Raw genomic sequence first — 20,142 nt, 5'->3', positions numbered from 1 at the left:
CAGGTCGACAACATCGCGTCCCCGGCGATGTGTCCGCTAGCCCGCTCGACGCTCTTCGGCGAATATCGCGCGACGCTCCAGCAGCCGGCTGATCAGCGCGGCGAGCGCGACAACCGTTGCGCCTATCAGCAGCGCCAGGCGGTAGCCATCATTGAGCGCCGTAGCCGTAGCCGCAGCCGCAGCCGCGTACTCGATGTGCCCGGCATGCGCGTTCGCGCGAGTCGCGGCGACGCTCGCAAGAACGGCCAGCCCCATCGCGCCCCCCAGCATGAACGTGGTGTTGATCACCCCCGATGCGACGCCGAGTTCAGCGGGGTCGACATCCGTCATCGCAGCCAGAAGAATCGGATTGGCCGCCACGCCTGCGCCCATGCCGATGAGCAGCATGCCGGGCAGCACGTCTTTCACGTAATCGCCATGAACCGGAATATGCGCGAAATGCACGAGGCCGGCCGCGATGAGCAACAGCCCGATCGTGATCGGCTCGCGCGCGCCGAGCCGGATCACGATTCTCGCGGATAGACCGAGAGCGAACACGCCCATGACGAGATCTACCGGAAGGAACGCAAGGCCGATCTCGAGCGGATCGTAGCCGAGCGCGCGCTCCATGTAGAGCGCGGTGAGAAAGAACCACGCGAAAACTGCTCCGGACCATATCGCACGAACGACATTCGCCACCGCTATATTGCGCTTCGCGATCATTGCCAATGGGATCAACGGGTGGTCGACATGCGTTTCGCCGTAGACGAACAGCGAAAAGAGGACAACCGCAATCGCGATGCTCGCGAGCGTCTCGGTCGATGCCCACCCGGCGCCGTTGCCCGCCTTCACGAAACCGTACACCGCCGCCATCAACGAAGCGGTGATCGTGATCGCTCCCGCGCAGTCCAGCTTGATCCGCCGCGAGTTCGGGACGGCATCGCACGCCGGCAACAGCCTGATGCTCAATACGCACACGATCGCGCCGAGCGGAAGATTGATGAGAAAGATCCACCGCCAGCCAAGCACGCTGGTCAGGATTCCGCCGACCAGCATGCCCAAGGCTCCGCCAAACGCACAGACGAACCCGTACACGCCCATCGCCTTCGCGCGGTCCACGCCTCCTCTGAACAGGAACATGATGAGCGACAACGCCGTCGCCCCGACGGCAGCTCCGCCGATCCCCTGGGCCGCACGTGCGACGATCAGCAATTCGCGCGATTGCGCGACGCCACAGGCGACCGAGGCGGCCGTAAATAGCGTCAGCCCGACGAGAAACATCTTGCGATGTCCGTACAAGTCTCCGAGCCGGCCGCTCAGCAACATGCAGCCGCCGAACGTCAACGTGTATGCATTGACGACCCATACGAGAGAGGCGTCCGAGAATTCGAGATCGGCCTTGATCGCCGGAAGTGCGATATTGACGACGGTGGTGTCGAGCACGATCATCAACACGCCTGAACACAGGACATAGAGCGCCATCCAGCGCCGCTTTTCGAGAATGTCGGAGGGCAAGAAACGATGGTTTGTCTGGGACATGGGACCCCGTTGGACGCGCGTCGGCCGGCGTCGTGAAGCGATGCGCACGAATGGACGAAAATCCGGAGAACGAAGACGGCAACCCGCGCGCCGGATACGCAGTACGAAGTAAAAGATCTCTCGGCGATCGAGCGGAAAGACACGCTGCGGGCACCTCGCGCCACGCGCGTCGCCGAGAGGCAACCGTTCAGTCGCCGGGGATGGCGAGCACCGGGTCGCGCGACGCCGCGATGTCCTCCAGCGCGCTCATCTGCTGCTCCAGCGATTGCGCCAACAGTTTGAGATCATTGCCGAACGCGATGAAGCGGAAGCCCTGGCTCGCATAATGCCGCGCCAGATCGAGGCTGTAGGCAAAGATTCCGGGGATCTTTCCATGTCGCCGGCACGCATCCAATGTCCGCGCGATAGCTTCGTCCATGCGTGGCCCCGTAACCTGGCCGGGTTGCCCCAGATCGCAGGCAAGGTCGCCGCAGCCGACGAACAACACGTCGATGCCGTCCACCGCCGCAATATCGTCGGCCGCCTCGACCGCCTCTGCGGTTTCAATTTGCGCGATTATCAGAAGCGAATCGTTGGCGGTGGCGAAATAGCCGGGCAAGTTGCGAAAATACCCGGAGCAACGAATGGGATTGACGCCGCGCCGGCCCTTCGGCGGGTAATACGCGCTGTCCACGATCGCCCTGGCCGCCGCGGCCGAATCGACCTTGGGCACCATCAACCCCAGCGCACCACTGTCCAGCGCGGCCTCGATCAGTTGCCTGTCGTTGCGTGCGACGCGAACCATGCCTGTCGTACCGGAGCCGTTCAGCGCCTGCAACACATGAACCAGATCCTTGCGGTCGGCCGGCGACGCCTCCATGTCGACGAGGAGCCACGGCAAGCCGCGGGTCGCGCAGCACTCGGCGATCAACGCATTCGCGGACACGAGGAACAGGCCCAGGCTGACTTCGCCGGCTCGCAATTTCTCCTTGTTCGGATTGCGAAGCAACAGCAACGGGTGATGCCGAGCGTCATTCGACATGATCGCCTCCTTGAATTGCGTGGCCGGCCAACGCTTCGATGGCCGCCAACGTGGTCGTGGGTAGTGTGAGAACCGTCTGCGCGGCGGCAACCCGGCTCCGCTGATTCGCGCCCTCTCCCGCCATTCTCGCCGGCTGGCCGGACAGGCCCGTTTCCCGGCAATGCGCGGCAATGGCCGAGGCGGCGGATCGAGCCGCGGCGAGGCCGGGAGGAAGGCGTGCGGGGTCGATTGCGATGAACATGCCGCCATTTCCCGGCTCGCCCGGCTGGGCGACATGGTCGGCGCCCGCCAACGCGCCCGCGAACATCTCCATCGCGACGGCCAGCGCGTAACCTTTGTGGCCCGCCAATTTCCCGCCGAGCGGCTCCATCGTGGCCTGCGGCGGAGTCGCATAGAGCGTGGACGGGTCGAGTTCCGATTGGCCTTCCGCGTTCGTGAGGCAGCCCGGCGGCAGCGGCCGGCCTTCCAACGCCGAGCGCCGGATGTAACCTTCCGACACGGCGGACGTGCTCATGTCCAACACGATGGGGTCCGCATCGTCGGAAGGAAAAGCCAACAGCAATGGATTGGTGCAAAGCCGCGCCAGCTTGCCGCCGGGAGCGGCGACTCTCAGGCCCCGCCCCCGGAAATTGCAGAACCCCATGACGGCAAGCGGATGCTCGCTCGCACCGGCGAGCGCTCGGCCAATTGCCGCCAAGCGGCCCAGATGGGGCGCTTCACGAAGGCAAACCACGGCCACCGCATGGTCACATGCCTGCTGCCGCAGCGCGTCGACGATCGCTCGACGCACCAGAACGCCGAATGCGCGATGCCCGTCGACGATGGCGACATTGGCGTCACATCGAACAATCCGGGGGCGCGCGGCGGGGTCCAATCGGTTGGCGCGAATGTCGTCGACGTAGTCGACCAGTCGAAGCAATCCATGCGACGGATAGCCGACCAATTCGTTTTCCAGCAAATCGGCGACGACCTGCGCGCTCAGCTCGCTCGATACGCGATGCCGGATGAGCGCGCGTTGCGCCAATTCGCGCATGCCGGCGACGGAGATGACGGCGGCGCTCATGAGAAGACGGTCTGGCTCGTTCCGACGTCGCTCAACGCCGACACGCATAGGCGAAATTTCCCGGTAGGCGACTCAGGCATTCGGTCCAGCTGTTCGAATTCGATGCGAAACGGATAGCCCGTGTGATGATGAATGCGCTCGACGATGGCGTCGCGCCGCTCGCGGGTGATGCCCGCTGGCGCGAGCAGCCGGATTCGCAGTTGATCGGCGACCTCTTGCACCACCTGAAACCACTCGATCTCCTCGAAGCTCATGATGAGGAACGAGAAGAAATACGCATCGACATAGGCGCCGTCCGGCGTGACGATCAGATCCTGCTGCCGGCCCGCCACGTGGCTCATGCGAGGCAATCCCATGCCGGATGCGCAGTGGCCGGACACGGGCGACGCGAGATCGCTGGTTTCATATCGGATCAGCGGCATCGCGAAATTGTTCAGCGTGGTCAACACGACTCGCCCGACTTCGCCCGGCGCGCAGGCTGCACCATCGTCGCGAATGAACTCCTCCGCGACGTTTTCCACCTGGATGAGCATCCCGTCATGTCTCGGACTTTCGTGCGAAACGATATTGGATTCGCGTGAACCGTACTTGTCGTAGATCTCGCATCCAAAAATTCTCTTCAGCCGTTCGCGAACGATGGGAGGAAGCGGCTCCGAGGTGCCCTGAATCGCCCTCAATGCCGGAACGGCCAGAGATTCCCGCTCGGCTTGCCGAGCGATGAGGTGCATCGCGTTGGTATAGGTGCTGATCAACACCGGATTGAAGCGCGCGAGGCTGCGCGTGAATTGAGCGATCAGGTCCGGCGACAGGCGGAACGTGTTGAACTCGCGGCGATTGCTCAATACGTTCCTCAATCGGTCGGACACGCTCTTCAAATCCCAGTAAATCGAGGACCCCCATAGGAGCGCGAAAGGCTCGCCGATTTTCCAGTTCGCGCACCACTGATAGGTGCGTAGCTGATGGGCCCTCATCCACAATCGAAAGTTGCGGTCCTGCACGAAACGCGCGCGCCTGCCGGTCGAGCCGCTGCTGTAGTTGACCTGCAGGCTGCCGCGATCGGCGCGACTCGAAATCAGATCGTCCTGATGGGTGATGAGCGCCTGGCGAGTCAGCAGCGGTAATTTCCGTAAATCGGCGAGCGAACCGAAATCGTCGGGCACGAGGCTGCGCTCTCGGAAGATGCGCGTGTAGTAAGGCACGCTCTCGTAAGCATGAGTCAACAGCGCGTGCAGCTTCTTCATCTGAAGCTCGCGGCAATCCCTCGGCGACAGATACTGGGTCTCCTCGAGCCAGCGCAGACGATGGGCGACATCCGATCGCCCTTGAAATTTTTCACATCGCCAATACAGATTACGAGCCAAATTCGGATTCAATGTCATGATTGATCTCGATTGAAGTCGCGATAGCGTCCGAGCAACGCGTCCACTCCGGCTTCGAAGATCCGCCAATCGGATCTCGACAGGCATTGCCGCGCCGCGAAGAAGTACTGTTCTTCCAATGAGCCGTTGAACCACGACGCGAGAATGGCCGAGTGACTGAACGACGCGGACGTATCCGTGATGTCCTGGTTGGCATCCCAGTCATAGAACAATACCGGCCCGACATGGTCGATGTGATCGCGCAACGCTCGCAACAGCGTTTCCGGCGCGAGCTTGTCCAGCACGAACAAGTAGCTCGGCAGGTAGATCAGGAAGCGCGCCGCCAGCAGATCGAGCCTTCGGTCGCCATAGGCAAAGCAGCTGTCCTGGTAGCGGTAGCCGGCAAGCACGCGCCGTTCGGCGTCAGTCGGACGTTTGCGCGGGGTCGACGAGAACTGATCGAATTCCGTCCGGCCATCGACGAGCTTCAATCCTTGCCATATCGACTCGACGGAACGGGCCAGCCGCCCCGGCTGGCCCGGCACCGGAATAGCGGGCTCGGGCCAACACAGGAACGGGTTGAAAAAGCGATATGGCCGCATGTTCGCCGGCGCGCCGTTGAAGCTGTCCACCATCAGGCAGGCTGACGCATCGTCCAACATGACGGCAAGCGCATCCTGGCGCGACAGGGAAAGAGCCGGACTGGGCATCGGCTGGCTCAATCGGCGGCGGCGTCGCCCGCGCGATAGACGCGACGCTCGTCGCCACGCTGATATACGTGCGCGTCGCGCCCGTGTTCAGTCAGCCGCCATTGCGGGCGGGCCGTGCGATATTGATTGTTTCTTTCCCAGTCTTGCAGCTTGAGGCCCTGCCGCTGAGCCTCGCTCAGCAGATAGTCCGGAATGACGGCAAACGGAACGACCACGAAACGCGCGCCGGTGGAGGCATAAAGCGCCAATTCGTCCAGCCGCGGCAAATCGCTCAGGTAAATGACGAGATTTCCATCCTCGCCGCCTTCGTGCGTCGCTAGCAGGTTGAGCGCCACGTTCCAGTCCGCTCCTTGCCACTCGGCCACGACGGCCTGATTGTCCTTGACGATGCAGGCCGCGAATGAGTCGGGATGACCATCCACCTTGTCTTGCAATGGGCGCAGCCACTCGCTGTGCGTCTTGAAGCTCCACTGATACGCGAGATCCTCCTTTTCGAGCATCATGGTGGCCATGTTGTATCGCGTGAGCGGCGCCTCGATCTGATCCCGCTCGACTTGAAATCCCTCAGCGCGAAGGAAGGCAAGCCGAGCGCGGTTGTTGGACATCAGCAGGATCTTCTCCACGTCCAGAAAGCGGAGGATTGCCGCAACCGCTTCGTAAGACCGGCTGTCCAAAGGCGCATGAAAGCGTTTATAGACTTCGTCGGTGTCCAGATGATGGTTCTGCCGGTAGTCGTAAATTCTGAAGTGCTTTTCTATGCCCAGCCCTCGCGCATCCTGATCGATGCCGTAGATGACGAGTCCCCCGTTGCGCTGCACGATGCGGCGAAAAGCCTCGTCGAGTTGGAAGCCGCAGTCGCATTGCTGCGAATGCATCACGTGGCCAAAAAAACAGGCGGACTCGATGCGAAGCGGGACGGCATCCAGTTCGGACAGATCGTTGAGCGCGGCGCTCGCCCAACGCTTCCCCTGAAATTCGAAGTAATGCAGCGAGAAATAATGAACGGAATCCTCGATCTTCAGCGGCAAGCGAACCGGCCCCACGATCAACTCCAATTGATCGACGGTGTTGACAGTCATTGTCTTCTCCTTTCAGCCATGAATTTCGTGAAGTTGGATGTCAGATGCGGCGCGACAGAAGTGCGCGAGCGCGAGTCGGCCTGCCTGAAAAAATGCAGGGCGCAACGTCTTCCGCGGCCGCGAAGCTGCACAGTTCTCCCATGCGCCAGTTCGCGACTGCCTCGACATTCGCTCGGGTGGGCGCAATCGGAGCGATCACGCACTTGCGCGCAGCCAGCATCTCCTTGGCTTGCGCCTCGGTTTGCGCGAAAGAGACCAGTGAACGCACTTGGGAATGGACGAGCCGATTCACCGATGCTTCGACGTCGGCCAGCGCCTTCGAGAGCACGTCGGGGAGATCGTCGTTTTCGTCGATCGCCAGCTCCTGCTCGTTGTCCGGCCGGCATAGTCGGATTCGGGCGGCGTCCTGCACGTGGCGTCGGCCAAAGTAAAGCAGCAGCAGCGGTACCCCCCGAGCGCGCAACTGCTTGATGCGCGCTTTCATCACCTGTGCGTCGGCCACGAAATCGATCGTCGCGCGAAGCCCGCGGGATTTGATTTCGTCGAATGTCGATCGCAGCGCTTGACGTTCGTCCTCGAATTGACTCCGAGCCAATACCGCGATCTGGATCGGAGCCAGATTCGGATGAACGATCAACGATCCATCGGCAAGCGTGGACAAGCCAAGCTGCGCATACATCATGCGTCGGCTGACGAACCCGTCGACCTGCCACGCATGCCGGCGCTGCTCGTTCTTGCCGAAGCCGATATCGTAGCGGCGCGATATCCTTTGCCCTTGGCAATACACGGCGGACGTTTGCACGCATTCGCCGCTGAGCAATGGCGTGTCGCCGCCGACACCCCATTCATACAAATCGTTGCGATTGCCCCATGGAGGGCGAACGCCGATGAACTGGGGAAGCGGCAGCGCATCGCTCATTTCCAGCAGGCCTCGGGCCAGCCTCCGAATGTCGTCCGACGCGGCCGCTTCAGTCGCATGACAACAGTGAAACTCGAATACGTCAGGCGCCTCGAGCGCCGAAAATACCCCCTTGCCGCTTCGATCCGCGGAGCTGATTGGCCGGAAGTAACGTGCGCGCTGGTATAGCCGAATCGGCAACGTATCGAATCGGCTAACCATATGCCGCCAATGATTCGCGATCACTTGCTCCCCGGTCGGTGTCAGGACGCCGCGCGTTCGGTCCTCCTTCGAGTCCTGTTCAGTTCCGACGCGCAGCAAGCAACGCCGCAGATCCAGCAGGTCGGCCATGGGGCTGAAGCAACTCTCGGGAACCACTTGCGGGTACGCGTATTCCTGAAGTTCCAGCTCTCCATAAATACCCCGAACGAGTTGCGCGAACCGCTCGCACAACTCGACGCCCCATGGAAGAACAACGACGGCGCCGGGCACTGCGATTATGTCGCTATCGCAAATCTCGGCCTGTTTGAGCCTTCGTGTGAATTCACCCAGACTGAGTTTGGTCGAACCGGCGATTTTCCCCTCGGACCAAGGCAATTGGGACGACTCCTGCCGAACGTCATTCAGCCAGGTAGGTATTGAGGGTAATTCACCAGTCAACGCGTCATGAGTGACTTGGACGGATAAAGATCCGGGACGAACATCGCTCTGCATGGGATGGCGATCTTATTCGGTGACGAGTCTTTGAATCTTGCGGGTTCGATATTGGTTTTCCCCTGCCAGGGATTCTCCATTCACCAACGTTCGATTTATCATCGGGTGAGTTTCGTGAGTAGGTCCGAAATCGGAATCCGGGTGATATACGACGATTCTCAGACAATCCTCTTCGGTATGGAAGCTATGAACCTCGTCACGCGGCAAAATGAATATCTTGCCGGCGGTTAGCTCGTGCCTCTCGTCCTTGGACAAACAATAGCCGCAACCATCGATCACAACGCCGATCCGTACGGATGGATGGGTATGCGCCGTCTGATCGAGATGAGGCGGGACATACAGATAGTTGAGGCAGGGATCGCCTTTGATGACCGGCGCGACAAGCAAGCTGTCCGAGCATCCGTCGATATATTTGAGCCGGCCCAGAATTTCGACCGGGCCGCCGGACATGTTGACGCCCTGATACTCGTTCCGGATGCACGCCATGCCGATAAACGGACTGAGGCGCGCGGGGCCCGGCACTGAAAAGAACATGCCGGACGTCAAATCCTGCGTGAAACAGGGATGATAAATCGTCAGTATTCCCTCTTGGACATAGCCGTAAGCGGTACTTCCGTCATCAACGTCTATTTCATGTCCGCCGGCCGAAACTTTAAGGTCCGTTGGAAAATCTTGATCCAGATCATGAGATGTCGCATGCACTTCCACATCCAAAAGATTCATGTGAACTCCATTTTCCCTGGTTGAAGATCGTTTATTTCTCGCCGAGAACTAGTACCCCCACCCCTCCAATAATGCACATCGGCAGTTCATAGTTCTTAGTTCTTATCCAATTGAATTAGCAGTCAACCAAATCTAAAGGAATTGAAATCACGTTGCAAGCATTGCTTTTGATATTTTCCGTATTAAGTACATCATGCAATTCCGGCGCAACCAATACTTCTTTAAATCGATACGCATTTATGAACTTCCTGAAACCCGGATATCTCGCGAATGATATTGATGTTCCGAATGAATTCGGCTGCACCGCCGTTGCTTCCGGAACATTGCTCCCGGAATATCGCGGTTCATTGAGTGAAACCGCCGAGAACGTGAAGGCGACCGCGCGCGCCGACATCCGGCGGCAAGGCAGCCGGGAGGAGGAAGCGCATGGACAAAGCCTGCTGCGAGCGTGGGGATGCCAGGCCGGCAATCGACGGAGTCGAGTGCAATGGCCGAAAGGAAAAGTCGCGCACCGTCGCGATATCCGAACATGATCGGCCGCTGCGAATAGGACGGAGCGCGCGGCCGACGGCCCGTCAAAGGGCAGATCGGCACGTACGTCCGCCGCCATTCGAGCGCCGGGTGGCGCCGAGCGTCCGGCAAGACGCATCCGCAGCAAACGCTTTGACGGTTCGCGGCCGAAGAAGCCGGGCTGACCGACCCGCGATCAACGAACGCTCAAGCGCGCCTCGAGCAACTTACCGAATGCGTCGCCGAACGCATCAGAGCCGTCGCGAACGATACGGCTGCCGTCTGCGGCCTGGAAATCGACGCGCGTTGCACGCAAGCCGAAGCGCGCGACGACCTGCTCCGAACTCCGGCCACATACGGGCAAGAGGCAACCGGCCGGTTGCGCACCGATCAGGCCAATCAGGTTCGTCATCGCGGGCCTTCCCGGCAAGCCTTGGCGCTCAGTTGCCGACGGCCTCGGCGCCAACGTCGCGTCCCGATTCCGCAGCGGGTCGCGCATCCGGACGATACCGCTCGCCGCCGGTTGACCATGATCGTGAGGCCGCGCGCCAGGCAACGAGCCAACGAGCCCGACTCGATCAGCAGCCAGGGAGCTTGGAGTCAAGGGTTCAAGCAAACCTACTGAGGCGGAACCGCTGGCCGACTGCAGTTCGGCCGAAAGTCGGCAACGCCAAGGGCAGCGAATCGTGCCGCATTGCCGGAATCGAATGGAGTCAAACCGGATGAGGGCAGCCGTGCCGGGCGAAATCGAGAAGCACGTCGCAAGCTACGCGAGCGCGAGCGACAAACGTGGCGTCGTCGTCCGCCCGCCTCCCGGCATCGCATTCCCACGCAACCTGCTCGATGCGCGCCGAGTGGCCGGTCGGCACGTGCGCCGTTGGCATCCATGGTCATCAGTCGCGACAGCGAATTGGATCAGCGCATCCTTCGCATGACGCGCCGGACGCAAGGCGATCGATGTACGGCTCCGCTTCGCAAAGCACGTTGCACAGCCACTCGCCGCGTGTTTCGCAGGTGCCGATGCATCCGCGTCCGGTGAAAGCGGACACCCCGTATCCGACGAGTGCCCACGATCGCGATCGCAAAGTCTGCGCCCTCGCATGAGAGGCGTCGCGGATGACGCCGCGATCGAGTCTCGCGCGCAACGTCCCGCGCCCCAAACCCCGCCGATCACGAACGAATCGACGCCCCGCGCTCCGCGAGCAGCTCGCGCAGGATACCGCGGTGACAACGCGCCTCGTTGTCGCAATAGCAACCGATCGCGAAATTCGACGTCGCCGACAACGCGGCGAGCACGTCGAGCACCTTGCTCGCGTCGCCATGCTTCATCTCGGCGCGGAACTTGCGCGCGAACGCCTTCCATTCGGCGTCGGTTTGCGCCGCCAGCGCTTCGGAGACGAGCTCCGGACTCGGCGACAGCGTCGGCAGCCAGACGTCGTAATAGTCGCGCGACGCGAATTCTTCCTTCGGCACGCCGCGCGGCGGACGGCGCACGGTGCCGATCCGCAAGCCCTCGTCGCCGGCGCGCGGCTTGCCGAGTTGGACGATGCTGATGCTCATGCTGGACTCCCGTTCAGAGTGGCCGGCGCGCACACGTTCACGCAAAGCCCCGGCGGACGATGCACATCCATCGCCGCCGGCCCACGGCTCATCGTCTTACGCAAACGGCGACACGACAGCGACACGACAGCGGCACCGAGGCGGCAGCCACGTCGCGCCGCCGCCCGCGCCTGTCGATGCGGCACCGGCGCGCGGCCGAAGGCACGCAGCGCAGCGCCGCTCCCCAAACACGCCGGGCGCGCCGCAACCCGGCTTCCCGACCGGCCCCGCGCGCCCGCGCGCGTCACCGCGTCAAACGCCGCTCGCGATCACGGCGCCGATCGCTTCCGCGACGATGCCGACGTTCGCTTCGTTCAGCCCGGCGACGCACATCCGGCCCGAGCGCAGCACGTACACGCCGTGCTGCTCGCGCAGGCAATCGACCTGCGCTTCAGTGAGCCCCGTATACGTGAACATTCCGCGCTGCTTCACGTAGCGCGACAGCGCCTCGCCGTGCACGTGCGCGCGCAGGCCGTCGTGGATCGCGCTGCGCATCTTCGCGATGCGCCGGCACATCGCCGCGAGCTCTTCCTCCCATTGCGCGCGCAGCGCGGGCGTCGTCAGCACCCGCGCGACGATCTTCGCGCCGTAGGTCGGCGGATTGCTGTAGTTCGACCGCACCGCGCCCGCGAGCTGGCCGAGCACGCGCTCGGCCGCCGCCGCGTCGTCGCAGATCACCGACAGCGCGCCCACGCGCTCGCCGTACAGCGAGAAATTCTTCGAGAACGAGTTCGCGACGAACGCAGGCACGCCGCGGCGCGCGAGCTCGCGGATCGCGAACGCGTCGGCCGCGAGACCCGCGCCGAAGCCCTGATACGCCATGTCGACGAACGGCAGCAACTCGCGCGCCTGCAGCACGTCGATCAGCTTCAGCCACTGCGCGTCGTCGAGATCGACGCCCGTCGGGTTGTGGCAGCACGCGTGCAGCAGCACCACGCTCTTCTTCGGCAGCGCGTCGATCGCGGCCAGCATCGCGTCGAACTTCAGGCCGCCCGTCGCCTCGTCGTAGTACGGGTACGTGTTGACCGTGAAGCCCGCGCGCTCGAAGATGAACCGATGATTCTCCCAGCTCGGATCGCTGATCCACACCTGCGAATCCGGGAAATAGCGCTTGATGAAGTCCGCGCCCACCTTGAGCGCGCCCGAGCCGCCCAGCGTCTGGACCGTCGCGACGCATCCGGCCGCGCGCGCGGCGCTCTCCTCGCCGAACACGACCGCCTGCACCGCGTCGCGATACGACGCGAGCCCCGTCATCGGCAGATACGGCTTCGGACCGGACTCGCGCTGCACGGCGGCCTCGGCCTCGCGCACGGCGCCCATCACCGGAATCCGGCCGTCGTCGTCGAAATAGATGCCGATGCTCAGATTGACCTTGCGCGTGCGCGGATCTTTCTGAAAGTTCTCGTTCAGCGTGAGAATCGGATCGCCGGGGTATGCATCGATATGTTCAAACATGGCGGTTTCTGACTGATGAAGAAAAATCGGGGTCAACGGGCCGAGACGCCGTCGCCGAGCGCATAGCCGGCGCCGCGCTGGCGGAACCGGTAGCCGATCGCGAGCACCGCCAGCCACACGGGGATCAGGTAGACCGACAGGCGCAGATCGGGCGTCCGGAACATGACGACGAGGATGGCCGCCATGAATGCGAGACAGAGATAGTTCGTCAGCGGATAGCCGAGACTCTTGAAGCGCGTCTGCTCGCCCGCCGCGCGCTTGGCCTGACGGAACCGCAGGTGGATCACGCTGATCATCGCCCAGTTGATGATGATCGCCGATACGACGAGTCCCATCAACAGCTCGAACGCCTTGCCCGGCATGAAATAGTTGATCACCACACAGAGCGCGGTCGCGAACGCGGACATGCCGAGCGCCGCGATCGGGATGCCGCGCCGGTTCACGCGCGCGAGCGCCTGCGGCGCGTTGCCCTGCCGCGCGAGGCCGTACAGCATCCGGCTGTTGCAATAGACGCAGCTGTTGTAGACCGACAGCGCGGCAGTCAGCACGACGACGTTCAGCACGTTCGCGGCGACGTCGCTCGACAGCGCGTGGAAGATCAGCACGAACGGGCTGCCGCCCGTCACGACTTTCTGCCACGGATACAGCGACAGCAGCACGCCGAGCGCGCCGATGTAGAAAATCAGGATGCGGTAGATCACCTGGTTCGTCGCGCGCGGGATGCTGTGCGACGGGTCGTTCGCCTCGGCGGCCGTGATGCCGACGAGCTCGAGCCCGCCGAACGAGAACATGATGACCGCCATCGCCATCGCGAGGCCGCCGATGCCGTTCGGGAAGAAGCCGCCGTGCCGCCACAGGTTCGCGACGCCGGCGTCCGGGCCCGCGTGCCCGGCCAGCAGCAGATAGCCGCCGAAGCCGATCATCCCGACGATCGCGGCCACCTTGATGATCGAGAACCAGAATTCGGTTTCGCCATACGACTTGACGCTCGCGAGGTTCACCGCGTTGATCGCGACGAAGAACACGAGCGCCGAGATCCATGTCGGCACGCCCGGCCACCAGTACTGGACGTAGATGCCGACCGCCGACAGCTCGGCCATGCTCACGAGCACGTACAGCACCCAGTAGTTCCAGCCGGACAAAAAGCCCGTGAAGTGCCCGCAGTATTTGTTCGCGAAATAGCTGAACGAGCCGGCGACGGGCTCGTCGACGACCATCTCGCCCAGCTGCCGCATGATGAAGAACGCGACGACACCGGCGATCGCATAGCCGAGCAGCACCGACGGCCCCGCCATCTGAATCGTCTGAGCAATGCCGAGAAAAAGCCCCGTGCCGATCGCGCCGCCTAGCGCGATCAGCTGAATGTGGCGGTTCTTCAGCCCTCGCTTCAGGCCGTCGTTGTCCTGTTCTGAAACCATGTCTTCTCCGTCTCATCCGCCCTTTCTGGAGGCGGTGCGCCTTCGGACCCGGCCGGGCGCCGTGCACTTGTTTCCGGCCGCGCGCGGATGTCGCGGCGAGCGGCCGGGCTGGGGATGCCGAATTCCTGCGCGGCGTGCGTCGTCGTGCGTCGGGCGGGAAAACCGCTCCCCGCCCGTGCGTGCGTGCGTGCGCGCACCGATTTTTCATTGATCTCGCGCAAAAATCGGGGCTCAGTTTATCGCCGGCAGGATGAAATGGGGTTTCGTAAGCCCTTCATGCAAACCCTACATTATGAGATAAAATTGCATCCGGGAGACAGCTAAGGAAACAAAAATGCAAGAACCGCTTCTTGATCGCATCGATCGCCATCTGCTCGAGATCCTGCAGGAAAACGGCCGCATCTCCAATCTGGAGCTGGCCAAGGCCGTCGGGCTGTCGCCCGCGCAGACGCTGCGGCGGCACCGGCGCCTCGAGGAACTCGGCGCCATCAAGCGCTACGAAACCCGGCTCGACGCCGACACGCTCGGCTTCGGCGTCACCGCGTTCGTCCAGGTGACGATGGAGCGAGGCCACATTCGCGACTTGTCGACGTTCCAGAAGCTCGTCTCCGAGCTCGCGCAGATTCAGGAGTGTTTTTCGGTCACGGGCGATATCGACTACGTGCTGAAAGTCGTCGCCGCGGATCTGAAGGGTTTGTCGACGTTCCTGCTCGACACGCTGATGCGCATCCCCGGCGTGAGCGGCGTGCATTCGAGCGTGTGTCTCGACGAGATCAAGTGCACGAGCGCGATGCCGCTGTAGCCGCGCGAACGGGCGCGGAAACGCGCCGCGCTCGAGAGAAGCGCGCGCCGCGAATGCACGCGGGTCGACCGATGAGGCTCGTCGGGGAGAACGGTAGGGTCGCGGCCGGCTCCTAGGGGGAAATGGCCGCGGCCGGCAATCGTCGCGATGCATAAGCCGCCCGCATCAGCGCCGATCGATCGAGCGATGTTTTGATGTCCTGCTGTCCTGAATCGGGCCGCGGCTCGCACCCGCAATCAACCGCGGCGTGATCCTCGCAGTCGGCAGCCGACGCCGACGGTCCGGCAGCGCGACCGCGCAATCCCGAGCCGACCCGGCGCGCCATTCATTTCCGTGATGCATGCGCCCATAGACCCGCCGCAATTCGCGCCGGAAAAAGTCTGTGGCCGAGCCCGTGGCGCTCATGGGAAATTGCTCGATCAACTCTCATCGACACGGCTTGCTCTTCGAATATTTCGTCATGCCGACGGCTTAATTCTCGGCGCCTCGATATATTCAATTCGGCATATGCGCTTCTTCCCCAATACGCCAGACCACCGCCGATTCCGATAGAAGAGGATCGTCGCGGCCGGCGCAATGGCGTCCGGAGCGTATTACTCATCCACTCTCGAAATCGTTCCTGTCGAGCCCGAATGGGGACTGCCGGCCGATCACGCATTTCGGTTCGTCGCCCCGCCCCGGAGCGCCCATGCCGGCGAGCGGCCGCAAGCATTCGCCGACCGTCCCGGCATGCCGTAAGCAACCGAATGACGCCAATTTCGCGAGTGACGCAAACCCCAATAAAGGTGCGCTTCGATTTCTCTATTTATTTGAAAACGGATACGGCATGTCCTAGTCTGTAAATGACCAAGACACCGAAAGCTCCGGCCTGTTTAAACGCCTTCCTTCGGTTAGATCTGCATGGTTCAATTCATCTTGCGGCGCCGAAGACAATACAACGACGCGCATCGACCAAGAATGATTGCCGCGCATACGCGCATGCCGACTCATCGGATTCAGTTCAAAAAAATGAACTACAAAGGACAATAAACGATGAAAACCGACGATTTTGATTTCGGCCTTGATCGGAATGCCATGCCGACCGATCCCGCCGAATTGCGCGGCAGGCGTCGCGACAGCGGCAAAATGATCGTTCTCGATCGCGCGGCGGCAACGATCGAGCACACGGTCTTCTCGACGATTTCCGACCATCTTCATCCGGGCGATCTCCTGGTGTTCAACGACAGCTACATGCTGTCGAACACGTTGTCGTTCCAGCATGCCGACGAATCGGCCCATGTGATCGTGTACGGTCACGAGCCGGACGGAACCAACATCGTCGAGCTCCGGTCTTCCCTGTCGCCGAAAGCCGGCCTCACGCTGACCTCCACCGACGACGACCGCCTCACCTGCACGCTGCTCGCGCCACAGCCGGACCGACTCTGGCGGGCGCGATTCGAACCCGCCGAGGAATTGGCTCGCGTCCTCGATCGATACGGATGGCGCTGCGACGACGAGCTCCAACTGAACCCGGCTTACTGGAGCACCAGGCGCGACGCCTACCGCTCCGTCTATGCCAAGAAGCCCGGCTCGCTGGAAATTCCTTCAGCAGGCCTGCATTTCTCCGCCGACGTGCTAAAGGAAATCGCCGAAAAAGGCGTGGAATTCGCTTACGTCACGCTGCATGTCGGCGCGACGGAAATCCTCGCGGTTCGCCATATCAGCGAGGACGAGATCGAGCATCACAAGGTGAGGCCCGAGTACTTCGAAGTGAGCGCCGAGGCAGCCGAGCAAATCAACCGCGCGCGCGCGGAGAAGCGCCGCATCATAGCCATCGGCACGACGGCCATGCGAACGCTGGAATCGCTCGCGGCGCATGGCGAGCCGGGCGCCGCCCTCCGCGCCCAAGCGGGATGGACCGAGCTCTACATCTATCCCGGATTCGAGTTCAAGATCGCGGACGGGCTGCTCACGAACCTGCATCGCCCGCGATCGAGCCACATCGTGCTGACCGCGGCTTTCGCGGGCAAGGATCTCCTCATGCGCGGCTACGCGGAGATTCTCGAGATGGGGGAATACGAATTCGACATGTTCGGCGACAGCATGCTGATTCTGTAACGGCATGACACGGTCGACGGAGAGCACGCGACGAGACAAGCGCATCGACACCGTCGTGATCGGCGCCGGTCACGCGGGCCTTTGCATGAGCTACGTCCTGCAGCGCGAGAGGCGCGAACATGTGGTGCTGGAGAAGGCGCGCGCACTCGAACAATGGCGCTCGGCGCGCTGGGATTCGTTCAGAATCAACTCTCCGCTCGCCTATTCACGGCTGATGGGGCAAACCGACGGATTTCCCAGCACCCGGCGAAGCATCCCGCTCGAAGAGATCGTACGGATGTGGGACGCATGCATCGCACAGCGGCGCTTTCCCATTCGCGAGCACTGCCGGGTCTGCTCGGTCGAGCGGATCGAAGGCGGGCGTTTCCGGATACACGTCGAAAGCGACGATGGCCCGCAGCGCTACGACGCGCTGAACGTCGTCGCCGCGCCAGGCAATTATCAACTCGTGAGCATTCCCGACTTTGCGCGGCATCTGCGCACCGACGTGCAACAACTTCACGTCGGGACATATACGAACCCTTCGGCCGTCCAGGACGGCTCGATTCTGGTGGTCGGCGGCGGACAAACGGGCGTGCAGCTCAGCGAGGAACTGGCCGGGGCCGGCCGCCGCGTGTACCTGGCGACGTCGAGAGTCGAGGGAACCCCACGCAGCTACCGCGGCGAGGACATCATGTTCTGGCTGGACCGCATCGGGCTGCTGCGCGCGCCGGCGAGCCCATTCGCGCATTCCGCCGGGCAACACGACCGCATGCCCATCGTCGGCCACGATCATCCGATTTCTCACCATTCATTGGCTCGGCTCGGCGTTCAATTGTTAGGGCGACTGAACGGCATCTCGCCGGACGGCGCAATCGCGACGTTCGACGAGGATCTGCACGCCAACGTTGCATGCGCATCGCAAGGCTGCCGGGAACTGATCGATCGCATCGAGCGCTGGATCGCAAGCCGCAACGCGAGCGAGCGGGCACGGTATCCGCCACCGACCATCGAGCCGGCATGGCAGCCCTATCCCCCGCTGCTCGCGTCGACTCCTCCCGCGCGCCTGGCGCTGCGCGAGCACGGCATCCGCGCCGTCGTGTGGGCGACAGGCTGGCGCACCGACCTGAGCTGGCTGCGGATCGACGCGGTCCGCCGGGCACTGAATTCTCGCGGACTGCCCGCATCCTGCGAAACGCCGGTCGAAGGCTTCTTTTGGCTGGGCTTCCACGGACTTCGTACGCAGTCCTCTGGAACGGTAGCCGGGTTCCATCTCGACGCGCCTTATATCGCCGCCCGGCTGCGACGCCGCGCCGACACGCGATCATGATGCGCGGCTGCGAGCACGTCATCGTCAACGCGGGGCGCGTCGGCGCCACCGTCCGGCGTTGCTTCGGCATCGTATCGAAACGCGCCGCGGCCATCGGCCCCGACGCGTTCGACGAGCCCGACAGTGGGCCCACGCATCGGCCCCCCTTCGCCCGCCATGACGACGCTGGCGGAATCGCGACGCAGCTTTCTCTCGATCGCGTCCGGGCAAGACTCGTCCGTCGCTCGACGGCCGAATGCGCGCGGCTTCAACAGGCCGGCGGGGCGCGGCCCCATCGCGTGTTCGAACAACCGCTCAGCGAATCTCCGTGTTGACGATGGCCTCGACCAGCGTCTTGCCGACGCCGGTGAGCGCGACCGTGCCCTCCGCGGGTCGAATCGTCGCGAGCCCTCGCTGCTCCAGGCTCTGAAACACCGGTTTCCAGCGCTGATCGAAGAGCGAGCTGCCGGCGAACCTCGCGCGATGCCAATCGTCTCTAAGCGGCTGGCACGTGGTGAGCGCGCGGCGCATCGAGCTGGCGATCTCCTCTTCCGCGCTCATTTCCGACTGCTCGAGCGGCAATTCCCCGCTTGCGATCGCATCGACGTACTCTCCCGGCCGCGTCACGACGTTAGCCGCGCAACGCCGAGTCGCGGAACTGCCCCCCAACCCGATTCCGACTTCGGCGAACTGCTTGTCCTGATCGAGGACGAGCGACTTCCATCGTCCGCATCCGGTTTGCGGCTTCTGGAAATACATGGTCGGATACTCGAAGAGCCCGGCGTCCTCCAGCAACGCGACTGCCGCCTCGCGCATCTGATATTGCTCGCCCAAGCTCGGCCAGCGATGGCCCTCCCGCGATGCACGCGCCCTGCTCGCCGGGCTCTGCCACCTGGCGGGAACGCCCGCGATCGCGGTGCCGGTTTCGCCGAACGCGCGAAGGTGCAGCTTCGTCATCACGACCGTGCTGTAACCCAGTTCCAGCATGCGCCGAACGTCGTGACAGAAACCCGCGACACGTTGATCGAGCAATCCATAGATCAGATCGCCGTCCACCCGCTCGAAGCCCAACCGGAACGCGTCGCGAATGACCGCCCGGGCTTCCTCGGCCGTGTGTTCTCGCCCGGCGAGCGCAACCAGCCGATCGTCGAAAGACTGAATGCCGTAGGTGATCTTTCGGCATCCTTTTTCATGGAGAAGCGCGAGCTTGTCGCTCGTGAGGCTGTCTGGGCTGCCCTCGATGCGAATGGTGGTGCCGGCGTTGAACCCGAAATTCGACCGGTAGAAATCGAGAAGCTCGGCCAGCAGATCGTCGGGCAAAAGAGTGGGCGTTCCGCCGAACAGGCAAAACTCTCCAACCGGAGCGTCGCGTAACGCAGGCACCCGCGTCAGCCACAGCCTGGCCTCGGCGATGTTCAGCTCGACCCAGTTTCGAGCCTGCTCGCGAAACGCCGCCGCATCGCGCTTGCGCATGACGATGGGAAATTGACAGAAGTAGCAATGGTATTGGCAAAGCGGAATCGTCGCCCACAAGAAATAGGGATTTCGTTCCTCCAGCTCGGCCTGAAGATTTTGAAGAAACCGTTCGCGGGAGCACGCCCTCGTACCCGGAAACACGTGCGAACCGAACGGGTCGCTCACGACGTATCGAAGAAGATGATCGTTCTCGGGCCGGCACAACACGTCCGCCGCACGCGGCCGCGGATAATCCCCGTCGACGATCATCAGGCTCTCTCGAGGACTCACACGTTCTAGCATCAGGATGGGCGAGCTGGACATCGATGGCACCTCCTAGGGCCTGTTCCCGCTAATAACGGGCTTGCGCTGGCCGCCAGAAGGGCCGAGCGCAAGGATTGCGACGAAGCGAATACTCGACGTATTCGCGAGGA

The 20,142-nt window shown here is 62.7% G+C and carries 17 protein-coding genes; 4 read left to right on the top strand and 13 right to left on the bottom strand.

Translation table 11 applies throughout. The features are described from left to right. Positions 1–36: 36 nt before the first annotated feature. The 8 genes from X946_RS03000 to X946_RS29935 all read right to left on the bottom strand — a co-directional run bounded on the left by X946_RS03000 (position 37) and on the right by X946_RS29935 (position 9,084). Positions 37–1,494, bottom strand: coding sequence for an MFS transporter (locus X946_RS03000; protein WP_442854584.1), 1,458 nt, complete (start codon positions 1,492–1,494; stop codon positions 37–39). A 211-nt stretch (positions 1,495–1,705) separates the two neighbouring features. Beyond that, positions 1,706–2,539 carry an HpcH/HpaI aldolase family protein gene (locus X946_RS02995; protein WP_052144989.1) on the bottom strand — a complete coding sequence of 278 codons (834 nt, stop codon included), beginning with the start codon at positions 2,537–2,539 and terminating at the stop codon, positions 1,706–1,708. Beyond that, a complete protein-coding gene (locus X946_RS29460) occupies positions 2,529–3,602 on the bottom strand; it encodes an Ldh family oxidoreductase (RefSeq protein WP_052144988.1) in 1,074 nt (357 codons plus the stop codon). The genes X946_RS02995 and X946_RS29460 overlap by 11 nt, the downstream gene beginning before the upstream one ends. Continuing rightward, a complete protein-coding gene (locus X946_RS02985) occupies positions 3,599–4,981 on the bottom strand; it encodes a phenylacetate--CoA ligase family protein (RefSeq protein ID WP_161788628.1) in 1,383 nt (460 codons plus the stop codon). Before X946_RS02985 ends, X946_RS29460 begins: the two co-directional genes overlap by 4 nt. Beyond that, complete coding sequence (locus X946_RS02980) at positions 4,978–5,670, bottom strand: DUF6939 family protein (protein WP_145986894.1); 693 nt, start codon at positions 5,668–5,670, stop codon at positions 4,978–4,980. Before X946_RS02980 ends, X946_RS02985 begins: the two co-directional genes overlap by 4 nt. 8 nt (positions 5,671–5,678) lie before the next feature. Then, entirely contained in the window at positions 5,679–6,749 is a 1,071-nt protein-coding gene (locus X946_RS29455) for a hypothetical protein (RefSeq protein ID WP_052144987.1), read from the bottom strand. Between the two features lie 40 nt (positions 6,750–6,789). Beyond that, positions 6,790–8,244 carry a hypothetical protein gene (locus X946_RS33055; protein ID WP_152611610.1) on the bottom strand — a complete coding sequence of 485 codons (1,455 nt, stop codon included), beginning with the start codon at positions 8,242–8,244 and terminating at the stop codon, positions 6,790–6,792. 129 nt (positions 8,245–8,373) lie between these two features. Continuing rightward, a complete protein-coding gene (locus tag X946_RS29935) occupies positions 8,374–9,084 on the bottom strand; it encodes a cupin domain-containing protein (RefSeq protein WP_081989311.1) in 711 nt (236 codons plus the stop codon). Between the two features lie 239 nt (positions 9,085–9,323). Between X946_RS29935 and X946_RS33050 the strand changes: the two genes are divergently transcribed. Further along, complete coding sequence (locus X946_RS33050) at positions 9,324–9,617, top strand: hypothetical protein (protein WP_152611609.1); 294 nt, start codon at positions 9,324–9,326, stop codon at positions 9,615–9,617. A gap of 173 nt (positions 9,618–9,790) precedes the next feature. Here X946_RS33050 and X946_RS02945 read toward each other — a convergent pair whose 3' ends face one another. The 4 genes from X946_RS02945 to X946_RS02930 all read right to left on the bottom strand — a co-directional run bounded on the left by X946_RS02945 (position 9,791) and on the right by X946_RS02930 (position 14,066). Next, complete coding sequence (locus tag X946_RS02945; protein WP_145986896.1) at positions 9,791–10,006, bottom strand: hypothetical protein; 216 nt, start codon at positions 10,004–10,006, stop codon at positions 9,791–9,793. A gap of 758 nt (positions 10,007–10,764) precedes the next feature. Then, on the bottom strand, positions 10,765–11,154 hold the full coding sequence (locus X946_RS02940; protein WP_038743932.1) for a DUF488 domain-containing protein: 390 nt from the start codon (positions 11,152–11,154) through the stop codon (positions 10,765–10,767). 291 nt (positions 11,155–11,445) lie between these two features. After that, entirely contained in the window at positions 11,446–12,648 is a 1,203-nt protein-coding gene (locus X946_RS02935; RefSeq protein ID WP_038743930.1) for an amino acid aminotransferase, read from the bottom strand. Between the two features lie 32 nt (positions 12,649–12,680). Continuing rightward, positions 12,681–14,066: an amino acid permease gene (locus X946_RS02930; protein WP_038743928.1), complete on the bottom strand. Its 1,386-nt coding sequence runs from the start codon at positions 14,064–14,066 to the stop codon at positions 12,681–12,683. Positions 14,067–14,400: 334 nt separating this feature from the next. Between X946_RS02930 and X946_RS02925 the strand changes: the two genes are divergently transcribed. From X946_RS02925 to X946_RS02915, 3 genes are all read left to right on the top strand, one after another. Continuing rightward, complete coding sequence (locus X946_RS02925) at positions 14,401–14,868, top strand: Lrp/AsnC family transcriptional regulator (protein ID WP_038743926.1); 468 nt, start codon at positions 14,401–14,403, stop codon at positions 14,866–14,868. A gap of 1,032 nt (positions 14,869–15,900) precedes the next feature. Then, the gene (locus X946_RS02920; RefSeq protein WP_038743924.1) at positions 15,901–16,965 is read left to right on the top strand and encodes an S-adenosylmethionine:tRNA ribosyltransferase-isomerase; all 1,065 of its coding nucleotides are present in this window, start codon (positions 15,901–15,903) and stop codon (positions 16,963–16,965) included. A 4-nt stretch (positions 16,966–16,969) separates the two neighbouring features. After that, positions 16,970–18,274 carry a flavin-containing monooxygenase gene (locus X946_RS02915; protein ID WP_038743922.1) on the top strand — a complete coding sequence of 435 codons (1,305 nt, stop codon included), beginning with the start codon at positions 16,970–16,972 and terminating at the stop codon, positions 18,272–18,274. 294 nt (positions 18,275–18,568) lie between these two features. On the opposite strand, the gene X946_RS02905 is transcribed toward X946_RS02915, so the two are convergent. Continuing rightward, positions 18,569–20,032, bottom strand: coding sequence for a radical SAM protein (locus X946_RS02905; protein WP_226383196.1), 1,464 nt, complete (start codon positions 20,030–20,032; stop codon positions 18,569–18,571). Between the last annotated feature and the right edge of the window lie 110 nt (positions 20,033–20,142).

The organism is Burkholderia sp. ABCPW 111 (genome assembly GCF_000773065.1).
GTDB classification, from domain to species: Bacteria; Pseudomonadota; Gammaproteobacteria; order Burkholderiales; family Burkholderiaceae; genus Burkholderia; species Burkholderia savannae.
Note: the sequence above shows the minus strand (reverse complement) of the source record. Positions and strands in the feature narration are given on the sequence as shown.

Excerpts from the sequence above, each read along its gene's own strand:
- X946_RS02995 (WP_052144989.1), bottom strand. The coding sequence starts at position 2,539 with ATGTCGAATGACGCTCGGCATCACCCGTTGCTGTTGCTTCGCAATCCG.
- X946_RS29460 (WP_052144988.1), bottom strand. The coding sequence starts at position 3,602 with ATGAGCGCCGCCGTCATCTCCGTCGCCGGCATGCGCGAATTGGCGCAA.
- X946_RS02985 (WP_161788628.1), bottom strand. The coding sequence starts at position 4,981 with ATGACATTGAATCCGAATTTGGCTCGTAATCTGTATTGGCGATGTGAA.
- X946_RS02980 (WP_145986894.1), bottom strand. The coding sequence starts at position 5,670 with ATGCCCAGTCCGGCTCTTTCCCTGTCGCGCCAGGATGCGCTTGCCGTC.
- X946_RS29455 (WP_052144987.1), bottom strand. The coding sequence starts at position 6,749 with ATGACTGTCAACACCGTCGATCAATTGGAGTTGATCGTGGGGCCGGTT.
- X946_RS29935 (WP_081989311.1), bottom strand. The coding sequence starts at position 9,084 with ATGAATCTTTTGGATGTGGAAGTGCATGCGACATCTCATGATCTGGAT.
- X946_RS33050 (WP_152611609.1), top strand. The coding sequence starts at position 9,324 with ATGAACTTCCTGAAACCCGGATATCTCGCGAATGATATTGATGTTCCG.
- X946_RS02945 (WP_145986896.1), bottom strand. The coding sequence starts at position 10,006 with ATGACGAACCTGATTGGCCTGATCGGTGCGCAACCGGCCGGTTGCCTC.
- X946_RS02940 (WP_038743932.1), bottom strand. The coding sequence starts at position 11,154 with ATGAGCATCAGCATCGTCCAACTCGGCAAGCCGCGCGCCGGCGACGAG.
- X946_RS02935 (WP_038743930.1), bottom strand. The coding sequence starts at position 12,648 with ATGTTTGAACATATCGATGCATACCCCGGCGATCCGATTCTCACGCTG.
- X946_RS02930 (WP_038743928.1), bottom strand. The coding sequence starts at position 14,066 with ATGGTTTCAGAACAGGACAACGACGGCCTGAAGCGAGGGCTGAAGAAC.
- X946_RS02925 (WP_038743926.1), top strand. The coding sequence starts at position 14,401 with ATGCAAGAACCGCTTCTTGATCGCATCGATCGCCATCTGCTCGAGATC.
- X946_RS02920 (WP_038743924.1), top strand. The coding sequence starts at position 15,901 with ATGAAAACCGACGATTTTGATTTCGGCCTTGATCGGAATGCCATGCCG.
- X946_RS02915 (WP_038743922.1), top strand. The coding sequence starts at position 16,970 with ATGACACGGTCGACGGAGAGCACGCGACGAGACAAGCGCATCGACACC.
- X946_RS02905 (WP_226383196.1), bottom strand. The coding sequence starts at position 20,032 with ATGTCCAGCTCGCCCATCCTGATGCTAGAACGTGTGAGTCCTCGAGAG.